Origin of the sequence: Zymomonas sp. (genome assembly GCF_020216885.1) — a bacterium.
Lineage (GTDB): Bacteria > Pseudomonadota > Alphaproteobacteria > Sphingomonadales > Sphingomonadaceae > Zymomonas.
In genome coordinates, this window is the sequence record NZ_JAIWON010000104.1 from 1 (window position 1) to 19,471 (window position 19,471).

Here is a 19,471-nt window from a genome sequence, read left to right on the forward strand (position 1 = left end):
TTTCTGACAGGAAGACCGATCGCATCGGCATTTTTTCTTTGCGGAGGACGTTTCGCTGACGAAAGAGAAGCGCGCCCTTCTTGTTTAAAAGAACGCGCCTCATTCCGGCTGTTTTTCCCTTTGGGACGGGATGGCCGTAGATTATTCATAAAATTCCCGCCCGAATGGACAACCAAAGGTTATATTGACAAGGAAAAGACTGGATCACGCGGATTTCGTCTCACCGGATTGTGCCTTGGCAACGCCGACCATCGCCGGACGCAACAAACGGTCATGAATGGTATAACCGGCCTGCATTTCTTGAACGACGGTGCCTTCTGGCTTATCGCTTTCCATTTCGATCATCGCTTGATGCAAATTCGGATCCAGTTTCTGACCAACGGATTCAACCCGTTTGATACCGTGACGCTGCAAGATGTTCAAAAGCTCTTTGCCGGTCATTTCAATACCGGTGACTAGATTTTTGATCTTTTCATCCTGCTTAATATCATCAGGAATAGCCGTCAAAGCGCGTTCCATATTATCCGCTACCGAAAGCATGTCGCGAGCAAAGCCGGTCACAGAATAGGTAATTGCTTCCGATTTTTCTTTTTCAAGACGGCGGCGCGTATTCTGGGCTTCGGCTTGAATGTAAAGCAGCTGTTCTTTCAGCTTCCCATTTTCGGCCTGCAAAGCCTCTACCCCATTTTCTGTTTTTTCATCCGAGGCTTCTTCTGGATTTTCGATTTTGTTTTCCAGATTTTCAGCGTCTTCGTATTTTTTCTGTTCTTCGGTCATGCGATTATTCTCGATAAGGTTTTTGCTGTGAAGTCAACCATGGGGACGATGCGGCCATAGTTCAACCTTGTCGGGCCTATCACCGCCACCACCCCGACCATATGGCCGTCTTCCCCGTGATAGGGAGAGGCGATAACGGAAGAACCGGAAAGCGAAAACAACTTATTTTCGGAACCGATAAAAATTTGTGCGGCATCGCTTTCGGAAACTTTTTCCAGCAAGCCTGCAATTTCCTTTTTATCTTCCAGTTCTTCAAGAAGCTGTTTGGCGCGATCAAGGTCTTCGCTGGCATCCTGAAGCAGATGGGATTGCCCTCTCACAATCAGGACAGGCCTTTTCCGGCTATCTTCCGACCAGACAGCCAAGCCCCGCTTAATCAGATCGGAAGCCGCTGAATCCAGCTCGCTTCTTTCAAGATCAATCTGGCTAAACAGGCGTTTTTTAGCTTCGGAAAAACTATATCCCGAAAAATGGGCGTTGATATAGTTACTCGCCTCCGTCAAGGCCGAGGCCGGAAAACTCGATGATAATTCGATTACCCTGTTTTCAACCGATCCATCCGAACCGACAATAATAGCCAGCGCCCGATTATCATCCAGCACCACAAAACCCAGTTGTTTTAAAACCAGCTCTTGTTTTGGAACCAGAACCAATCCGGCACAAGCTGAAAGACCAGACAAAGTCGTCGTGGCATTGACCAGTCTTTCTTTTGGCGAATGACCGCGAATAACATCAGCTTCAATCGCCGAACGTTCTTCCTCACTCGGCTCCGAAAGCTGCATCATACCATTGACGAATAAACGCAAGCCCAATTCTGTCGGCATACGTCCCGCTGAAATATGCGGGCTTAGCAACAGGCCTTTGGTTTCCAGTTCCTGAAGCACGTAACGAATGGAGGCGGGAGAAAGATTTACCCCCTGCCTTGCCAGTGTTTTTGATCCCACCGGCAACCCGCTTCCAAGGTAACTTTCCACCACCAGTTGGAAAATCTCGCGCGCCCGCGATGATAATTCTATGACCGGTATGGATGACATAGGCTATAAATAAGCATCAAAAGGCGTTTCGTCACCCCTCGAACAGGCATAAATATCCTGTTTTCATGCCATTTTTACAAGAAAATCTGTCGGTTTTGATTGAATGATGCCTGCCCTCGTGGCAGGAGAACGCTCTATCATTTGATTATTCTTTCTGCGGCCGGTATTTTCTGGACAGACACCGGAATTTCCGAATGGCAGAAACTTCCCCGTTATAATTTAAAAGTTACTTCCCAAAGAAAGGTTATCCCATGCGTCCTTCAGGTCGAACGCCGGATCAATTACGCTCACTTTCCATCGAAACCGGCTTTACCCGCCATGCCGAAGGCTCCTGTCTGATCAGCTTTGGCGACACCCGCGTTTTGGTCACGGCTTCCCTTGAAGAACGCCTGCCTTCATGGTTACGCGGTAAAGGCCAAGGCTGGGTCACGGCAGAATATGGCATGTTACCCCGCTCCACCCACAGCCGCACCAATCGCGAAGCGGCTCGCGGTAAACAGTCTGGCCGGACGCAAGAAATCCAGCGTTTGATCGGTCGCTCTTTGCGCGCCGGTATTGACCTCAAAAAATTGGGCGAAAGACAGATCACCATCGATTGCGATGTGTTGCAGGCCGATGGCGGCACCCGCACCGCTTCGATTTCCGGTGGCTGGGTTGCCCTTCGTTTGGCTGTCAATAAATTGCTGGCATCCGGCCAACTGACCGAAGACCCGATCATTTCCCAAGTGGCCGCCGTCTCCTGCGGTATTTCGCAAGGCGTGCCGGTGCTTGATCTTGACTATGCCGAAGATTCAACCGCCGAAGCCGATGCCAATTTCGTGATGATGGGCGACAGCCGCCTGATCGAAGTTCAGGCCAGCGCCGAAGGCGCGCCTTATGATGAAGAAGGTCTGTTGCGTCTGTTGCGTCTGGCACGCATGGGCTGCCAACAAATCTTCGCAGAACAAAAGAAAGCGGTCGCCTAAATATGACCCATACGCCCTCTTCCAAAAAATGCCGCCGTCTCGAACCGGGACGGCTGGTGCTTGCCAGCCATAATCAGGGAAAATTGCGGGAAATCCGCGAATTACTGTCTCCTTTTGGCTTGGAAACTGTTTCAGCGGCTGAATTGGGACTGCCTGAACCGATCGAAGACGGTAACAGCTTTATTGCCAATGCCGAAATCAAGGCACGCTTCGTCGCTGAAAAAACCGGCTCGGTCGCTTTGGCTGATGATAGCGGCCTTTGCGTCGAAGCGCTGGACGAAGCCCCAGGCATCTATTCCGCCCGCTGGGCAGGGGAACCGCGTGATTTTGATAAGGCCATGGAAAAGCTGCATCACGCATTGACGGCCAAGGGGGCAGATGCTTCCAAACGAGCGCATTTTGTTTGTGCGTTGTCTCTTTGCTGGCCAGATGGCCATGTCGAAAATTTCGAAGGCCATGTCTGGGGTAATCTGATCTGGCCGCCACGGGGTGATCGGGGCTTTGGTTATGATCCAATGTTTGTCGCCGAGGGTCATCAACAAAGTTTTGCTGAAATGGGTGCCGAAGCTAAAAAAGCTATCAGCCATAGAAGCGAAGCCTTCAAACAGCTTTTAGCCGCCTGTCTCCGTTAATCGGCCATGACAAAACAGGCCTTGGTTAAGGATAAAAGACAGGAAAAACAGGATGCTCCTTTGGCTTTATATATCCATTGGCCATTCTGTCTTGCAAAATGTCCCTATTGCGATTTCAACAGCCATGTCCGGCCTGATATTGATGCTGCCCTGTGGCGGGATGCTTTACTGTCTGACATGGCGCATGAAGCCGCTCTCACCCAAGGCCGCCAGCTCAGTTCGATCTTTTTCGGGGGTGGCACGCCCTCTTTGATGCCCCCTGAAACGGTGGCAGCGCTGATTGATGCTGCCAGCCGCTATTGGCAACCTACCCCTGATATCGAAATTACGCTTGAGGCTAACCCCTCATCCGTCGAAGCCAACCGCTTCCAATCCTTGGCTTTGGCAGGGGTTAATCGCCTATCTCTCGGTATTCAGGCCTTAGATGATGCCAGCCTGCATTTTCTAGGAAGAATCCATAATGCCCAAGAGGCCTTATCCGCGCTCGACATTGCCCAGAAAAACTTTTCTCGGGTCAGCTTTGATCTGATCTATGGCCGCCCGAACCAATCCCTCAAAGATTGGGAGACAGAATTAAAACAGGCCTTGGCTTTTGGCAGTGACCATTTATCCCTTTACCAATTAACGATTGAAGAAGGCACTCGCTTTCACAGTCTGGTAAGGCAAGGCCAATTCACGCCGTTGGATGGCGACAAGGCTGCCGATCTTTTCGATCTCACCCGCGATATGACCAAGGCGGCAGGCCTCCCCGCTTATGAAATATCCAACCATGCCCGCAAAAATTCGGAAAGCCGCCATAACCTGACCTATTGGCGCTATGGCGATTATATCGGCATCGGGGCGGGCGCACATGGCCGAAGACTGAATAACGTCACGATCCGCCACAAAAAACCGGAAAATTGGCTGTCCGCCATCCAAAAATATCATCACGCTATTCAGGAAGAAACGCCGTTATCCCCCAAGGATCAGGCGATAGAAGCGGTCTTGATGGGCTTGCGCTTAACCGAAGGCATCCATCCCGAAAACATCCAAAAACGCACAGGCTTGGATATCTCCGAATTTCTCGATCTCGCCGCTATTCAATATTACAGCGACCAAGGATTACTCACCTTCAATAACGGCTTATTACGCATCACCGACCAAGGCGTTTTATTAACAGATGCCTTAATAAGAGAAATTTGTTTATAATATTTTTTTTATATATAAAATATTATTTTAAAAATTTGTCACTATTCTCTTAAAGGTAAATATAATGGCAGATAAGGCTTGGTTTAACTTTCTTACGACCTCGCTTGGCAATCGCCTATTTGAGATAAGCCATAAAAATTCTTGGTTAATCCTTTTCCTGTCATCATGCTGCCTCTCTGTGACGGCAGGATTAACGTATTTTTCTCGCTCTTTATCTGAAAAACGCAGAATCAAATCCGAAGAAGAAAAAAGACAGCGCATAGGACAAGAGAACGCCCGTAAACAATCAGTCATCTTACTCAACGAAATGAATAAATATTACAATTTAATGGTCGAATTATATAGCCATTTTAGCAAGCTGATATCAAAAAATGCGTCAGACGATATCCAAGCCCTATCTGATCTAAAAGCTGTCTCAATCCCTCCCGAACGGCTTAAAATATCAAACGAAGATAATCCTCTGTTTATTTCGAATGAAAAAAAAATTTTGCACTCAACACATTAGAGAATAAAATAAATATTACTCTTAATGCAGTAGATTTATATAACAATAAATATCACGATATTTTTAATAGCAAAAACTCTGAGGATTTTTACAATAAAAATTCAATATCAGAATTGATTTTAATAGCAAAAAACATTGCGTCAGATTCTCGAAAAAACATTGAAGATATAAAAGAGTTCTTGTCGAATTTCATCAACAGCAATAATTTCTATCAAAGGACGATAGAAATAAAACTACCAAAAACTGATGGCGGTTTCGACATCATCAAAAGAACCGTCCCCTAATAAAACTCACATATTCAGAAAGCGATTAAGCCGCCTCCGCCTTTCTTTCCAATCCGGTAAAAAGCGATCCATAAAGGCATAGAAACGGCGATTATGGGAAGCCTCCAATAAATGCACCATCTCATGCACCACCACATATTCAAGACATTCGGGCGGCCTTTTCACTAATTCGCTATTCAACCAGATACGCCGCGCCCTGACATTACAACTCCCCCAAAGCGTTTTCATGGTCTTAACCCGCCAAACAGCCACCTTCACGCCAATAATTTTTTCCCAACGCGCCGCTAAATCGGGGATAGCCTGCTCTAATTGCTCCCGAAACCACAAGGCCAACCATTTTTCTTTCTTCTCAACAGGCGGCGCTATCGCCCTATGCATTTGCAATCGAGACGGCGGAACAGGCAGAATTTTTGACTGCAAAGCACCCGTCACAATTTCCAAATGGTATTTTTTACCCCACAACCAATAGGCTTCATCATCGCCATTCTGTAATTTCGTCTCGATTGCTTTTTGATACCGTTTTTGACGCTTTTCTATCCATGCCATACGGCCAGCCAAAATATTGCGAAGCGTCGCCTCTTTCATATTTCGGGGTGCCGAAACCATAACCGAACCATCATCAGGGGACAGTCGGATATAAAGATTTTTAATCTCTTTCCGCTGGATATGGATCACAATCCCTGCAAGAATAATATCGCTTGCCGCTTCTGTTGCCATAGACTCTTATCTAACGCTCAAAAAACAATTTCACGCCCATTTATCGGTATTTAAGACGCATTCTCGAATAATCTTGGAGATAATTCGCGCTTTACCGCCTTTCCATCTCATCACAGCTTTTTTAGAAAGACAGCTGCTCCAGCCTTAGCCTAGGAAAGAAAAAATATATTTTAGAGTGTAAACAAAATATTGTTATCATTCACCCCCTCTATAACGATAAAAAGAGGATAAACATTCTTTGTGGATCGACAGGTCAACTTTCAAAGTCTATGATGCCATCTCATCTTTAATCTCTCTTTATCTGTTATAAAAACGGATCGCTGATACTGAAAGTCCTTGTATAATGACGAATGAGGCATCTCTCACTTCTATTCCGTTGCCAGCGGAAAAACTGGCGCAATTACAGACAGTTACCAATGGCCTGTCGACATCACAGATAGCGTGGATTTCAGGCTATCTCTGGGGCAGAAGCAGCGGCGCTGACGCGACGAATCAATCGCTTCCAAATTCCCCAGCCACGGAACAGATAGCCGAACCGACCGTCATCACGATCTTGTCGGCTTCCCAGACGGGAAATGCGCGCAGGGTTGCCGAAGAATTGCGCGATGACCTTTTGGCCGCGCATCTCAAGGTCAATCTGATCAATACGGGCGATTACAAATTCAAACAGATTGATCGTGAAAAAATCATTCTGCTGGTCACCTCAACCCAAGGGGAAGGCGAACCGCCAGAAGAAGCGGTGGCTTTTTATAAATTCCTGTTTTCGAAAAAAGCCCCGAAACTGACAAATATCGCCTTTGCGGTTTTCGGATTGGGCGACATCACCTATGAACATTTTGCTCAGGCCGGTAACGACTTCGATCGTCGTTTTGAGGAATTAGGCGGCGAACGCTTACTGCCTCGCGTTGATGCCGATGTCGATTATGAAGAAGCCGCCGAAGCATGGCGGAAAGAAGTCACCGAACTTCTCGAAAAACGGGTGCCATCAGCAAACGCTGCCCAGATAGCCGCCACAACCATTAGTCCGGTAGATGAGGTTTCCAGCACACCTTACGATAAAGAAAGCCCGCTCACAGCAACGCTTTCGGTGAACCAGAAAATCACCGGTCGTCATTCGGATAAAGATGTCCGCCATATCGAAATTGATCTGGGGGATTCTGGGCTACGCTATAAAGTGGGCGATGCCTTGGGGGTCTGGTATGAAAATGATCCAGCACTTATCCGCGAATGTCTCGATCTTCTCGGCTTAACAGGCGAAGAAAATATCAAGGTCGATGATACAATCCTGCCTTTGGCACAGGCGTTACAGCACTCTTTCGAACTGACGGTTAACAATACCCGCCTTGTCGAAAGCTATGCGACCTTAACGCAAAGCAAGGCTTTGGAAAAAATCATTTCCGATAAAGCTGCGTTACAAGATTATGCTCAGAATACGCCTATAGTCGATATGATTAGACAGGCTGGTGGCAAACTGACGGCAGAACAATTTATCAGCCTTCTCCGCCCTTTAACGCCGCGCTTATATTCGATCGCGTCATCACAGGCCGAAGCTGAAAACGAAGTGCATCTGACGGTTGGCGTTGTCCGTTATGAAATTGATGGCCGTAAACGGGCAGGCGGTGCCTCCAGCTTTTTGGCTGATCGGATCGCAGAAAATGGCACGCTTCGGGTGTTTGTCGAACATAACGATAATTTCCGGCTGCCAGATGATCCCAATGCACCGGTTATCATGATCGGGCCCGGTACGGGGGTCGCGCCTTTCCGTGCCTTTATGCAACAACGGGATAATGACGGAGCAAAGGGTAAAAACTGGCTCTTCTTTGGCAATCCTCATTTTATCGACGATTTCCTGTATCAAATCGAATGGCAGGCTTATGTCAAACAGGGTCTATTGACCCATATTGATCTGGCATGGTCACGCGATCAGGCGAAAAAAATCTATGTGCAGGATAAACTCCGCGAGAAAGCGGCTGAACTCTGGAAATGGATCAAGGAAGACGGCGCTTATCTCTATGTCTGCGGTGACGCGACACATATGGCGAAAGATGTCGATAAAGCCCTGATTGATATCATCCGCGAAGAAGGTGGCATGGATGAAGAAGCCGCCGACGAATTTTTAACCGAGCTGCGCCTAGAGCGCCGTTATCAGCGAGATGTCTACTAATGACCCAAAAACATCCCCAGACGCTGGTGGTCGATGCCCCTTTATCCGATGCCGAAAGGCTAAAAGGGGAAAGCCATTTTCTGCGCGGCAGCATTGCCGAAGATCTGAATGATGGCCTGACCGGCGGATTTAACGGCGACAATTCAACCCTGATCCGCTTTCACGGCATGTATCAGCAAGATGACCGCGATATTCGCGCCGAACGCGCCGAAGAAAAGCTGGAACCGCGCTATGCGATGATGCTGCGCTGCCGCTTACCGGGGGGCATTATCTCCCCCCAGCAGTGGTTAAAGATGGACAGCTTTGCCAGCGAAAAAACGCTCTATGGCAGCATCCGCCTCACCAATCGCCAGACTTTCCAATTTCACGGTATCTTGAAAAAAGACCTGAAAACAGTGCATCAACTTTTGCATGAAACGGGTCTAGATTCTATTGCAACAGCCAATGACGTGAACCGGAATGTGCTTTGCACTTCCAATCCGGTGGAATCAGACCTCCATGCCGAGGCCTATGAATGGGCAAAAAAGATTTCCGAACATTTGCTGCCGCAAACGCATGCTTATGCGGAAATCTGGCTCGATCAAGAAAAGCTGGCAACAACCGATCAGGAACCGATCCTAGGCAAAACTTATCTGCCACGGAAATTTAAAACGACCGTTGTCATTCCGCCGCAGAATGATGTTGATATCTACGCCAATGATCTCAACTTCATCGCCATTTCTGAAAATGACCAATTGGTTGGTTTCAATGTTCTGATTGGCGGCGGCCTGTCGATCACGATCGGTGATAAAAGCACCCATCCGGGGGTCGCAAAAGACATCGGCTATGTCGCAAAAGAAAACGTCCTCGCCGTTGCAGAAGCGGTGGTGACGACCCAACGCGATTGGGGTAATCGCAGCAACCGTAAAAATGCTCGCTTGCGTTATACGCTGGAACGGGTCGGCCTTGATGTTTTCAAAGCCGAAGTCGAAAAACGGGCAAATATTACCTTTGAATCCTCTCGCCCCTTCACGCTAACCGATCGTGGCGATCGTATTGGCTGGGTCAAAGGCATTGATAATCAGTGGCATCTGACGCTCTTTGTCGAAAATGGTCGCTTACTGGATTATCCGCATCGCCCGTTAAAGACTGGCATCGCCGAAATTGCGAAAGTCCATAAGGGTGACTTCCGTCTGACGGCTAACCAAAATCTGATTGTCGCTGGCGTTGCCGAAAGTGACAAAGACCAAATCGAAAAGATCGCCCGCGATCATGGTCTGATGGAAAATATTTCCGAATTGCGCAAAAATTCGATGGCCTGCGTCTCTTTCCCGACCTGCCCTTTGGCGATGGCCGAGGCGGAACGCTTCCTGCCGAATTTCTTGACCAAGGTCGAAGCGGTCATGGCGAAATACGATATTTCGGACGAATATATCGTTTTCCGCACAACAGGCTGTCCGAATAATTGTGGCCGCTCGCTTCTCGCTGAAATCGGTTTAGTCGGAAGAGCCATAGGCCGCTATAATCTTTATATCGGTGGCGATCGGGTCGGCACCCGTATCCCAAGGCTCTTCCGCGAAAATATCACCGAAGACGAAATTTTATCCGAAGTGGATAGCCTGATTGGCCGCTGGTCAAAAGAACGCGATGGCAAAGAAGCCTTTGGTGACTTTGTTGTCCGCGCCGGTATCGTCAAAGCCGTTACCGATCCCGCTATCGACTTTTATGACTAAGGAGGTGTTCATGTCTGCGTTTCATCTCGAAACTTTAAAATCCTTGCCCAAAGCCGAACAAGAGGCGGCTTTATCAGAAGCCAATCGGCAATTGGAAGAGATGAGCGCAGAAGATCGTCTCAAATGGGCTTTTGACAATCTTTCGGGTCAGTTTGTGCTGTCCTCCAGCTTCGGCATTCAGGCGGCGGTGATGCTCCATCTGGTGACCCGAAAGAAAGCCGATATTCCGGTTATCCTTACCGATACCGGCTATCTTTTTCCTGAAACCTATCGCTTTATTGATGCCCTGACAGAAAAACTCGATTTGAATCTTCAAGTCTTTCGGGCGGCTTTGTCTCCGGCATGGCAAGAAGCGCGCTATGGTAAATTATGGGAACAGGGTGTCGAAGGTATCGAACGCTATAACGATATCAACAAAGTCGAACCCATGAACCGCGCTTTACAGACCTTGGAGGCTGGAACATGGTTTGCCGGATTACGGCGCGATCAGTCAAAAAGCCGGTCACATTTACCGATTTTGGCTATCCAGCGCGGGGTTTTCAAATTCCTGCCGATCCTCGACTGGGATAACCGCAAAATCCATTATTATCTGAAAGAGCATGACCTCCCTTATCACCCTCTTTGGGATGAAGGCTATCTCTCTGTTGGTGATACCCATACCACCCGCAAATGGGAAGAAGGGATGAGCGAGGAAGAAACCCGCTTTTTCGGTTTAAAAAGGGAATGTGGGCTACATGAAGGATAAGTAAATTGGCCTGACCGCCTTCTAAAAAATCATCTGAAAAGGACAGCCGGCTTTAAATATTTTAAATGCCGGCCAAAGGCGTTTTACCTAAACTTTAGGGCAGTAAAGAAAAGCTAACTGTCCTTTCTTGAACGGGGGCTGCTAAGTCCTATTCAAAATCAAAGGCTTGCCTTCTCTATTTACTTTCAGGCTTTGTTGAATGAACAGGCATAGAGCGGTCAGCTGCGATAAAACTGGATAATAGGTTAGGGGCTCTGTTCCAAAGGTTGTTATGGATTATCTTCCTCTTTTTGCAGATATCAGACAACGTCCGGTTTTAGTCGTTGGCGGTGGTGAAGTGGCGACACGAAAAGTGGCCTTGCTCAAAAAAGCAGGGGCGATCATCAAGATTGTCGCGAAAAATATCCATCCCGAATTACAGAACCTACAAAAAAATCACGAAATAGAATGGCTGGCGAAAAATTTTTCGCCAGAACAGCTCGACTACGTCTTTCTCGTGATCGCTGCCACCAATGACCGCCTTTTGAACCAAAGGGTTTACGAAGCCGCAGAACAGCGCCATCGCTTGGTCAATGTGGTTGATGACCAACAAAAATGTTCCTTTATTTTCCCGTCGATTGTTGATCGTTCTCCGGTGACTTTAGCCATCTCCTCTGCGGGTAGCGCTCCGGTTCTGGTGCGGATGCTCCGTGAAAAGCTGGAGGCCTTATTACCGCAATCATTGGGTAAAATGGCCGAGATAGCGGGAAAATGGCGGCCAAAAATCAAAGAAAAATTACCCAGAACTAAAGACCGCCGTCTTTTCTGGGAGGAAGCCTTTAATGGTCTTTTCGCCCATAAAGTCGCTAGCGGTGATTGGGAAGCTGCTGAAAAAACGCTTACCGAACAATTGGAAAAAGACAGCCCCAAACAAGGCGAAATCATCCTTGTTGGGGCAGGGCCCGGTGATGCAGGCTTGCTGACATTGCGTGGTTTACAGGCCTTACAACAGGCCGATATCGTGCTGTATGATTATCTGGTTAGTCCGGCCGTTTTGGAAATGATCCGTCGCGATGCCCAAAAAATATGTGTTGGGAAGCGCGCCGGACATCATTCGGTCGCCCAAGAAGAAACCAACCGCCGCTTGATTGAATGGGCGCAGCAGGGAAAAAAAGTTGTCCGCTTGAAAGGCGGCGATCCTTTTATTTTCGGGCGCGGCGGGGAAGAGTTACAGGCCGCAAAACAGGCTGGTATTCCTTTCCAAGTCGTTCCGGGTATCACGGCGGCATCAGGGGCGGCGGCTTATGCGGGTATTCCACTGACCCACCGTGATTATTCCCAAAATGTTGTTTTCATTACCGGCCATTGCCAAAAAGACGGTAACGGGCTTGATTGGGCAACTTTGGCACGCCCTCATCAAACACTGGTTATCTATATGGGGGTCATGAATGCGGGAAAAATCAGCGAAGCCCTGATCAAACATGGCCGGAAAGCAGATACGCCCGTGGCGATTATTGCCCATGCAACCCTTCCCAACCAACAAATATTGAATACTCGGCTGGATCAGTTGGAAAGCCTCGCCAAACAGGCGGAAACACCGGCTTTACTTATCATTGGCGAGGTCGGCGGATTACAGTCCGATCTTTCTTGGTTTTCTTCAAAAACAGACAAAGAAGACACAAAGTCTTCTCTTATCAATCTGGCTTAAAGGATTAGTGATGCAGGAAGAACGGCTCACCCATTTACGGCAGTTAGAAGCGGAAAGCATCTATATCATCCGCGAAGTCGCCGCCGAATTCGGCAATCCGGTTATGCTGTATTCCATCGGCAAAGACTCTTCTGTCATGCTCCATCTGGCGCGAAAAGCCTTTTTTCCGGGGACATTGCCTTTCCCGCTCTTACATGTCGATACTGGCTGGAAATTCCGCGAAATGTATGAATTCCGCGATCGGACGGCCAAGGAATACGACTTTAATCTGCTGGTCTATAAAAATCCCGAAGGCGAAGCCTTAGGCATCAATCCCTTCATTCATGGCAGCGCCAAACACACCGACATCATGAAGACCGAAGGCCTCAAACAAGCCTTGGACAAATACGGTTTTGACGCAGCCTTTGGCGGTGCTAGACGGGATGAAGAAAAATCCCGCGCCAAAGAAAGGATCTACTCTTTCCGCGATAAATTCCACCGCTGGGACCCCAAAAACCAACGCCCCGAATTATGGCACAATTATAATGGCCAGATTAACAAGGGCGAATCCATCCGTGTCTTTCCGCTCTCTAATTGGACGGAACTCGACATCTGGCAGTATATTTATCTCGAAAATATCGACATTGTGCCGCTTTATCTCGCAGCCAAACGCCCCGTTATCGAACGCGACGGCATGTTAATGATGGTCGATGATGACCGCATTGATCTGAAAGAAGGCGAGAAAATCGAAGAACGGATGGTGCGTTTCCGGACATTAGGATGCTGGCCATTAACGGGAGCCGTGGAATCCAACGCCCAAACACTTCCCGAAATCATCGAAGAAATGCTGGTTTCAACCACCAGCGAACGCCAAGGCCGTGTTATCGACCGCGACCAGTCAGGGTCAATGGAACTGAAAAAACGTCAAGGTTATTTCTAGGATTCAAGCCATGCAGAATAATAGTATTGCCAAACAGATTGCCGAAAAAGGCGGGGTTGAAGCCTATCTGAAAGCCCAACAATATAAAGGGCTATTGCGTTTTTTGACCTGCGGTAGCGTCGATGACGGCAAAAGCACGCTTATCGGCCGCTTATTACATGACACCCGCCAGATTTATGAAGACCAGTTATCGTCCCTCCATAACGACAGTAAACGGCATGGGACACAGGGAGAAAAACTCGACCTTGCCTTGCTGGTTGATGGCTTACAGGCCGAACGCGAACAAGGCATCACCATTGACGTTGCCTATCGCTATTTCTCAACTGAAAGGCGGAAATTCATCATCGCCGACACTCCGGGTCATGAACAATATACCCGCAATATGGCGACAGGCGCTTCAACCTGCGACCTTGCCGTTTTGTTGATTGATGCCCGTAAAGGCGTGTTGGCACAAACCCGCCGACACAGCTTCATTGCGACCTTATTGGGCATCAAACATCTGGTGGTTGCGGTCAATAAAATGGATCTCGTGGAATATAGCGAGGCTACCTTCCGCCAGATCGAAAAAGACTATCTCGATTTTGCCGGTAAACTTGTTCCCGATCTTGATATCCGCTTTGTGCCGCTTTCCGCTTTGGAAGGCGATAATATCGTCAATGAAAGCGCGCATATGCCTTGGTATCAAGGCGCGTCTCTCTTGGAAATATTGGAAACGGTCGAGGTCGCAAGAGCCGCCGAACAACAACCAATGCGTTTTCCGGTGCAATATGTGAATCGGCCAAACCTCGATTTTCGGGGTTATGCCGGAACCGTCGCCTCCGGTATTGTCCGCGTTGGCGAAGGTATCAAGGTTTTACCCTCTGGCGTTGAATCGACGATTGCCCGCATTGTTACCTTTGATGGCGATTTAACAGAAGCGGTTGCCAGCGAAGCCGTGACTCTCGTTTTAGAAGACGAAATTGATATCAGTCGTGGCGATCTGATCGTTGATAGCCGCGAAACGATGCAATCGGCACAATCGGCACAATGCAATGTCGTTTGGATGGCAGAAAAGCCGCTCACCGTCGGGCAAAGCTATGATATCAAGATTGCAGGCAAAAAAAGCCGCGCACGCATTACCCAAATTCATTACCAATTCGACATCAATAACCTGACCCAACAACCGGCAACAGAATTGCCGTTAAACGGTATCGGTCTTGTTGATCTTTTGTTTGATGAGCCCCTTCTGCTCGACCGCTATCAAGATAATCCGGTCACCGGCGGCCTGATCTTTATCGACCGTCTCAGCAATGTTACGGTTGGTGCTGGATTGGTAGAAACACTCATCCAAGATCAGACGACGACAGCCAATGAATATAGCGCTTTTGAACTGGAATTAAACGCCCTTATCCGTCGTCACTTCCCTCATTGGGAAGCCCGCGACCTCCTCGCTGGACGCTAAGGGGGGCATGATGACCGAACAGCCCTCCCGTGATAACACAGCCGTCGATAAGGATAATATCGTCTGGCATCATCATCCCGTAACGCAAGCCAGCCGCGAGGCCTTGCACCATCATAAAGGGCTGGTCTTGTGGTTTACTGGCCTTTCAGGATCGGGCAAATCCACGGTTGCCGGTGCCTTGGAACAAGTGCTGCACAGCCGGAATGTCAGCAGCTATTTACTGGATGGCGACAATATCCGGCATGGCCTGTGCCGCGATCTCGGTTTTTCCGATCAAGACCGCAAAGAAAATATTCGCCGCGTCGGTGAAGTGGCAAAATTGATGGCGGATGCGGGTCTAGTGGTGCTGACCGCTTTTATCTCACCTCACAAGGCCGAACGCCAGATGGTGCGGGATATGATGGGGCAAGATCGCTTTATCGAAATTTTTGTCGATACGCCTTTAGCCATTTGCGAAGCCCGCGATCCGAAAGGCCTTTATAAAAAGGCAAGGGCTGGTGAATTGAAAAATTTCACCGGTATTGATTCCGTCTATGAAGCGCCGGAACATCCTGAAATTCATCTCAACGGGCAAGATTCCTTAACCGCGCTAACCGCGCAATTATTGGAAGCCTTGGAACCCTATCTCAAAATCACCTTATAAATATAAAAAGCCTTCCCGTATGAAACGGGAAGGCTTTTTTGTATTAACGCCCAAAAATCTGATTAAGTGCTGTAATAATACGGCTAACATCGTCATTACTACCCAAAGATAATCGGATCCAGTCATTCAAAGGCGGGAAAGGCCGTGCCACAACAATACCCGATTGATAGAATTTCTCTCGAGCTTCAGAAAACGGAATCGGCGTTTTAAAAAACACAAAATTGGACTCGCTCTCTGTATGGGTCAGCTTTAACTTATCCAAAGTAGCGGTCAGTCTCTCTCTATTTTTCACCGTATAATCATGAATAAACAACCGCCTTTTTTGATCCGCTAATGCGGCTCTCGCGGCGGCGACTGTCAAACGACCCAGATCATGGGGATCACCTAATCCCGCTTCCCGCAAGGACGCTGCCAAGGCCTTCGGTGCCAAAAGATAGCCTATCGGCATACCGGCCAAACCATAAATTTTGTCCAAAGTCCGAAAAACGGCGACATTGGCACCCTTTTGGGTAAAAGTAGCCGCTGTCTGGGCAAAATGGGCATATTCAAGATAGGCTTCATCGACAATAATCAATGTTTTTTGTGAGGCTCTCTCCAGAAATGCGCTAAAATCAGCATGATGACTGACGGTTCCGCTGGGATTATGGGGATTAACCAGATAGACCGCCTTGGTTTCAGGCGTTATCGCCTTTTCCAAAGCAGGCAGGTCATTCTGCAATGCCTTATTCAAAGGCACAGCAATACCCTTCAAACCGGCAGGTTTTCCGGCATCGACCAAGGCCGTATAACCAGGAACGGAATAGACAATATTCCCCTGATCGGGCTTTATTCCGGCGAAGAACAGACCAAGGCTGCCCAATACTTCACCCAAAATAATCTGATCGGGATCAATATTTTCCAAGCTAGCAATCTGGTTGACCAATTTTTGCGCCGCCGCAGCTTCGCTATAACGCCCAATCTGATCTAGCTCAGCCTCAATCGCCTGCTTTACCAAAGGGGATGGCGGAAAAGGATTCTCGTTCAAATTGGCATAGACCAAATTCTTCGAGACCTCTTTATCGGCATTTTTCCCCAAAGCTTGGGTCGCTATCGGTAAAAAAGCTGTCAGAGCAGAAAGCGAAAGAAATTGCCGTTTATTGATACTGGACAAAGGCTTCATCCTAATAAAGCTCTGATAAAATCAGAATTGATAAGACGTCTGGAGATAATAAAATCCGCCATTCACCCCGATCTGGCTGGCGGCTCCGTCATATTTGCCGGAACCATAATAGCCATTGGCGGCGGGGATACGGGTGGTATGGGCATTGAAAAGATTATTGGCACCAATGGCGATCCGTAATTTTTCAATAGGCCGATATCCAATTTCTAAATTGGTAATCCAACGGGGATGATTATAGATGCGATTAAAATTCGTCATCGAATAAGCATTCGGGCCCTGATACCAGGTCATTTCATCGGTGGTCTGACCAAAGCGCTGTTCATGCAGGCTAACATCCCATTTTTTGGAAAAAGACTCCCACCGTCCACCAAAGGTAATCCGGTTTTTCGGGGTGCTACTGGTCAAATAAGCCCGCGTCTGGGCATTCAAGGCTGACATCCCATTCGCCAGTTGATTGACTTTCCGGATGGTCGTCGCATTGATATTCAGGGCAATATCCCAGTCAACAACACCGAAATTCTCAAAACGGCTATGATAGCTGGCGGTAAAATCTAAACCACGGGTGCGGGTGCTTGCACCATTGGTGAAAAACCATGCCGATATATTTTGAGCCTCAAGCGTCGAAGGCACCGTCACCCCTTGAAGATTCAAAGCCGCCAAGGCCGCTTCGCCGGAAATACCGGGGCCACTGACAATCCGGTTACGGATAGAGATCTGATAGCTATCAAGGGTAAAATGAAGATTTTTCAACGGTGAATAGACCAGTCCAGCCGTAATATTGGTGGCTTTTTCTGGTTTTAATGGCACCGCACCCAATAGCTTGGCCGCCGCTGAATTAGCCCCCAAAGTGCCGCTGGCACTATCAGGCCCCACTGACAAGGTGCTAAAATATTCATTGGCAAGGCTTGGCGCTCTTGTCCCACTACTAAAGGTTGCCCGAAGCGCAAAATTATCGGTAAAATCATATCGGGTTGAGGCTTTACCATTCAGCGTGTGACCGAAATCGCTGTAATATTCATAACGCCCTGCTAAATCGACCTGCCAGCGCTTTGTCAAATGGGCAGAAAGATCAAGATAACCGCTATAGACATTACGGGAATGAGATCCAGAAACGGCGGGTATAATACCGGTTCGGGCTTGGGTTCCACCATATAAATAGGAAGCCGGATCACCCGCTCCAGTTTTATAGGTTTCATAACGATGGGCGAAACCAGCCGCTACAGTCAGCGGGCTATAGATTACTGGCAAAGCCAATTCTTTGCTCAGATCAAGACTATTATTCAGTTGGGTCGTCGAATAATTATTCAGATGGACGGATAAAGGGGTCGATCCCGTTGCCGCATAAAGGCCAAGATTAGCCGTTTTATCGAGGTCATTCCGAATAAAATTGCCGCCATAGGTGGAATTAACATCCCAATGGATTCCCAAAAGATTATCACCGCGCAAGCCCACAGAAGCCGAAAAATCATTTTCCGACAATTTCTGTATCGGCATAAAGCCATCAGGATAGGCTTCGGGAAAACGGTCAGCCGTCCGATAGACTTGATTAACCTCACTGTTGCGATGGGAATAACTATCGGTCGTATAAAATTCGATGCCATTTCCAAAATCATATCCGGCATTGATTGCCAGATCATAACGGGTGGCCATAGGGTCACCGACGACTTTTAAACTATGGCGATTAGTGCGGCTGTCGATACCATCTCGGCTGGTATGATTTTGATGACGAAAATCAAAGGCAACATCAAAAAAGCCGGAATGGCCAAGTTTAAAGCCTTTATTAAAACCAACCTGTCCGACTAATCCATCTCCGGCATAAGTTTGGCCGATCTGACTTCTGACGCTGCCACCATGATTGTCAGATTTCAAAATGATATTAACGACCCCTGCAATGGCATCGGAACCATATTGGGCAGCCGCCCCATCTTTTAAAACTTCAATATGATCGATCAATTCAGGGGCAATCAGATCAAGATCGGTTGGCGTAGCCGCATCGGCAAAACCGTCAATATACAAAAAAGAACTATTATGACGGCGTTTGCCATTGACCAACACCAAGGTCTGGTTAGGATTTAGCCCGCGTAAACTGACAAAATTGGTAGGCGCCGCCACAAATTGACCAACCGCGGGCTGTGTGATCGAAGGCACTAATTGCGCCAAAGCCGAGGTAATATTGGTCTGACCTGTTTCCAGCAATTCCCGATTATTCAAAACTTCAATAGGGGAAAGACTATCTCTTATTTTTTTATGATTTTCACGGGTGCCGGTAACGATAATCGCATCATTACTAGAAGTATTACTAACAGTATCGGTTGCAGCTTCTAGCGGATATTGCAAGAAAAACCATGAAAAGGAAAAAAGAAAACCTCCTTTTTTAATAAAATTTTTCATATGCCCCCTCTTTATTTTTAGATAATTTCGCTTCTCCTCGATGGTTTTTAATATAATTATTTTATTTAATAATAAAATTTAAATATAATTTACGGGTATAAAGTATTTATTTATTGGATAAAAATTATTAAATAATATTATATTATATTTCATTGTTTTGAGAAAAAATAGGCAAACCACATAATGAACTATCAATAATGATACCACTATCCTGAATTAAAAATTCAAAATTTAATTAAAATAATTTTAAAAATTGAATAAATTAAAAATAAAACAAAATATATTTTATCTTTATTTTAGAAATAAAAAAATAAATTTATTAAAAATTAAAATGAATAATTAGGAATTTTTAAAAAAGACTCATTTCAATAATCAAAGATTTTCAGATTTTTTTATCTAAAAAATTTATCGCCGTTCACGAAAGGCAAATCCACAGATGGCTTTCCCTTTTCGAGTCGCTTCTGTCGAGTCGTTGCTATCCGACTCGACAGGTATTTATCCTCTATCC

General features: G+C 47.2%; 16 protein-coding genes. 11 read left to right on the forward strand and 5 right to left on the reverse strand.

The annotated features are described in order from the left end of the window. Nucleotides 1–204 precede the first annotated feature (204 nt). On the reverse strand, nucleotides 205–777 hold the full coding sequence (gene grpE, locus LDL18_RS05675; RefSeq protein ID WP_296507649.1) for a nucleotide exchange factor GrpE: 573 nt from the start codon (nucleotides 775–777) through the stop codon (nucleotides 205–207). Continuing rightward, the gene (gene hrcA, locus LDL18_RS05680) at nucleotides 774–1,811 is read right to left on the reverse strand and encodes a heat-inducible transcriptional repressor HrcA (protein WP_296507652.1); all 1,038 of its coding nucleotides are present in this window, start codon (nucleotides 1,809–1,811) and stop codon (nucleotides 774–776) included. Before hrcA ends, grpE begins: the two co-directional genes overlap by 4 nt. 251 nt (nucleotides 1,812–2,062) lie before the next feature. Here hrcA and rph point away from each other — a divergent pair, with 251 nt between their 5' ends. From rph to LDL18_RS05700, 4 genes are all read left to right on the forward strand, one after another. Further along, nucleotides 2,063–2,776 carry a ribonuclease PH gene (rph, locus tag LDL18_RS05685; protein WP_011240002.1) on the forward strand — a complete coding sequence of 238 codons (714 nt, stop codon included), beginning with the start codon at nucleotides 2,063–2,065 and terminating at the stop codon, nucleotides 2,774–2,776. A gap of 2 nt (nucleotides 2,777–2,778) precedes the next feature. Then, nucleotides 2,779–3,408 carry an RdgB/HAM1 family non-canonical purine NTP pyrophosphatase gene (gene rdgB / locus LDL18_RS05690; protein WP_296507656.1) on the forward strand — a complete coding sequence of 210 codons (630 nt, stop codon included), beginning with the start codon at nucleotides 2,779–2,781 and terminating at the stop codon, nucleotides 3,406–3,408. A 6-nt stretch (nucleotides 3,409–3,414) separates the two neighbouring features. Next, entirely contained in the window at nucleotides 3,415–4,596 is a 1,182-nt protein-coding gene (gene hemW / locus LDL18_RS05695; protein ID WP_296507658.1) for a radical SAM family heme chaperone HemW, read from the forward strand. 64 nt (nucleotides 4,597–4,660) lie between these two features. Beyond that, nucleotides 4,661–5,101 (forward strand): hypothetical protein, encoded by a 441-nt coding sequence (locus LDL18_RS05700; RefSeq protein ID WP_296507660.1) that lies wholly within the window; start codon nucleotides 4,661–4,663, stop codon nucleotides 5,099–5,101. Between the two features lie 290 nt (nucleotides 5,102–5,391). On the opposite strand, the gene LDL18_RS05705 is transcribed toward LDL18_RS05700, so the two are convergent. Further along, a complete protein-coding gene (locus tag LDL18_RS05705; protein WP_296507662.1) occupies nucleotides 5,392–6,102 on the reverse strand; it encodes a SprT family zinc-dependent metalloprotease in 711 nt (236 codons plus the stop codon). A gap of 343 nt (nucleotides 6,103–6,445) precedes the next feature. Here LDL18_RS05705 and cysJ point away from each other — a divergent pair, with 343 nt between their 5' ends. The 7 genes from cysJ (at nucleotide 6,446) to cysC (ending at nucleotide 15,413) form a co-directional block, all read left to right on the forward strand. Then, nucleotides 6,446–8,266 carry an NADPH-dependent assimilatory sulfite reductase flavoprotein subunit gene (gene cysJ, locus LDL18_RS05710; RefSeq protein WP_296507664.1) on the forward strand — a complete coding sequence of 607 codons (1,821 nt, stop codon included), beginning with the start codon at nucleotides 6,446–6,448 and terminating at the stop codon, nucleotides 8,264–8,266. Beyond that, complete coding sequence (cysI, locus tag LDL18_RS05715; protein ID WP_296507666.1) at nucleotides 8,266–9,978, forward strand: assimilatory sulfite reductase (NADPH) hemoprotein subunit; 1,713 nt, start codon at nucleotides 8,266–8,268, stop codon at nucleotides 9,976–9,978. The genes cysJ and cysI overlap by 1 nt, the downstream gene beginning before the upstream one ends. Nucleotides 9,979–9,988: 10 nt before the next feature. Continuing rightward, nucleotides 9,989–10,723: a phosphoadenylyl-sulfate reductase gene (locus tag LDL18_RS05720; protein WP_296507668.1), complete on the forward strand. Its 735-nt coding sequence runs from the start codon at nucleotides 9,989–9,991 to the stop codon at nucleotides 10,721–10,723. Nucleotides 10,724–10,994: 271 nt separating this feature from the next. Beyond that, nucleotides 10,995–12,410 (forward strand): siroheme synthase CysG, encoded by a 1,416-nt coding sequence (gene cysG / locus LDL18_RS05725; RefSeq protein WP_296507670.1) that lies wholly within the window; start codon nucleotides 10,995–10,997, stop codon nucleotides 12,408–12,410. Nucleotides 12,411–12,420: 10 nt separating this feature from the next. After that, nucleotides 12,421–13,329: a sulfate adenylyltransferase subunit CysD gene (cysD, locus tag LDL18_RS05730; protein WP_296507671.1), complete on the forward strand. Its 909-nt coding sequence runs from the start codon at nucleotides 12,421–12,423 to the stop codon at nucleotides 13,327–13,329. A 10-nt stretch (nucleotides 13,330–13,339) separates the two neighbouring features. Continuing rightward, nucleotides 13,340–14,770 carry a sulfate adenylyltransferase subunit CysN gene (cysN, locus tag LDL18_RS05735; protein WP_296507673.1) on the forward strand — a complete coding sequence of 477 codons (1,431 nt, stop codon included), beginning with the start codon at nucleotides 13,340–13,342 and terminating at the stop codon, nucleotides 14,768–14,770. A gap of 10 nt (nucleotides 14,771–14,780) precedes the next feature. Continuing rightward, a complete protein-coding gene (cysC, locus tag LDL18_RS05740; protein WP_296507680.1) occupies nucleotides 14,781–15,413 on the forward strand; it encodes an adenylyl-sulfate kinase in 633 nt (210 codons plus the stop codon). A gap of 43 nt (nucleotides 15,414–15,456) precedes the next feature. On the opposite strand, the gene LDL18_RS05745 is transcribed toward cysC, so the two are convergent. Together LDL18_RS05745 and LDL18_RS05750 are read right to left on the reverse strand one after the other, a co-directional pair. Next, complete coding sequence (locus tag LDL18_RS05745) at nucleotides 15,457–16,572, reverse strand: histidinol-phosphate transaminase (RefSeq protein WP_296507676.1); 1,116 nt, start codon at nucleotides 16,570–16,572, stop codon at nucleotides 15,457–15,459. A gap of 21 nt (nucleotides 16,573–16,593) precedes the next feature. Beyond that, a complete protein-coding gene (locus tag LDL18_RS05750) occupies nucleotides 16,594–18,963 on the reverse strand; it encodes a TonB-dependent receptor (RefSeq protein WP_296507678.1) in 2,370 nt (789 codons plus the stop codon). Nucleotides 18,964–19,471: the final 508 nt, after the last annotated feature.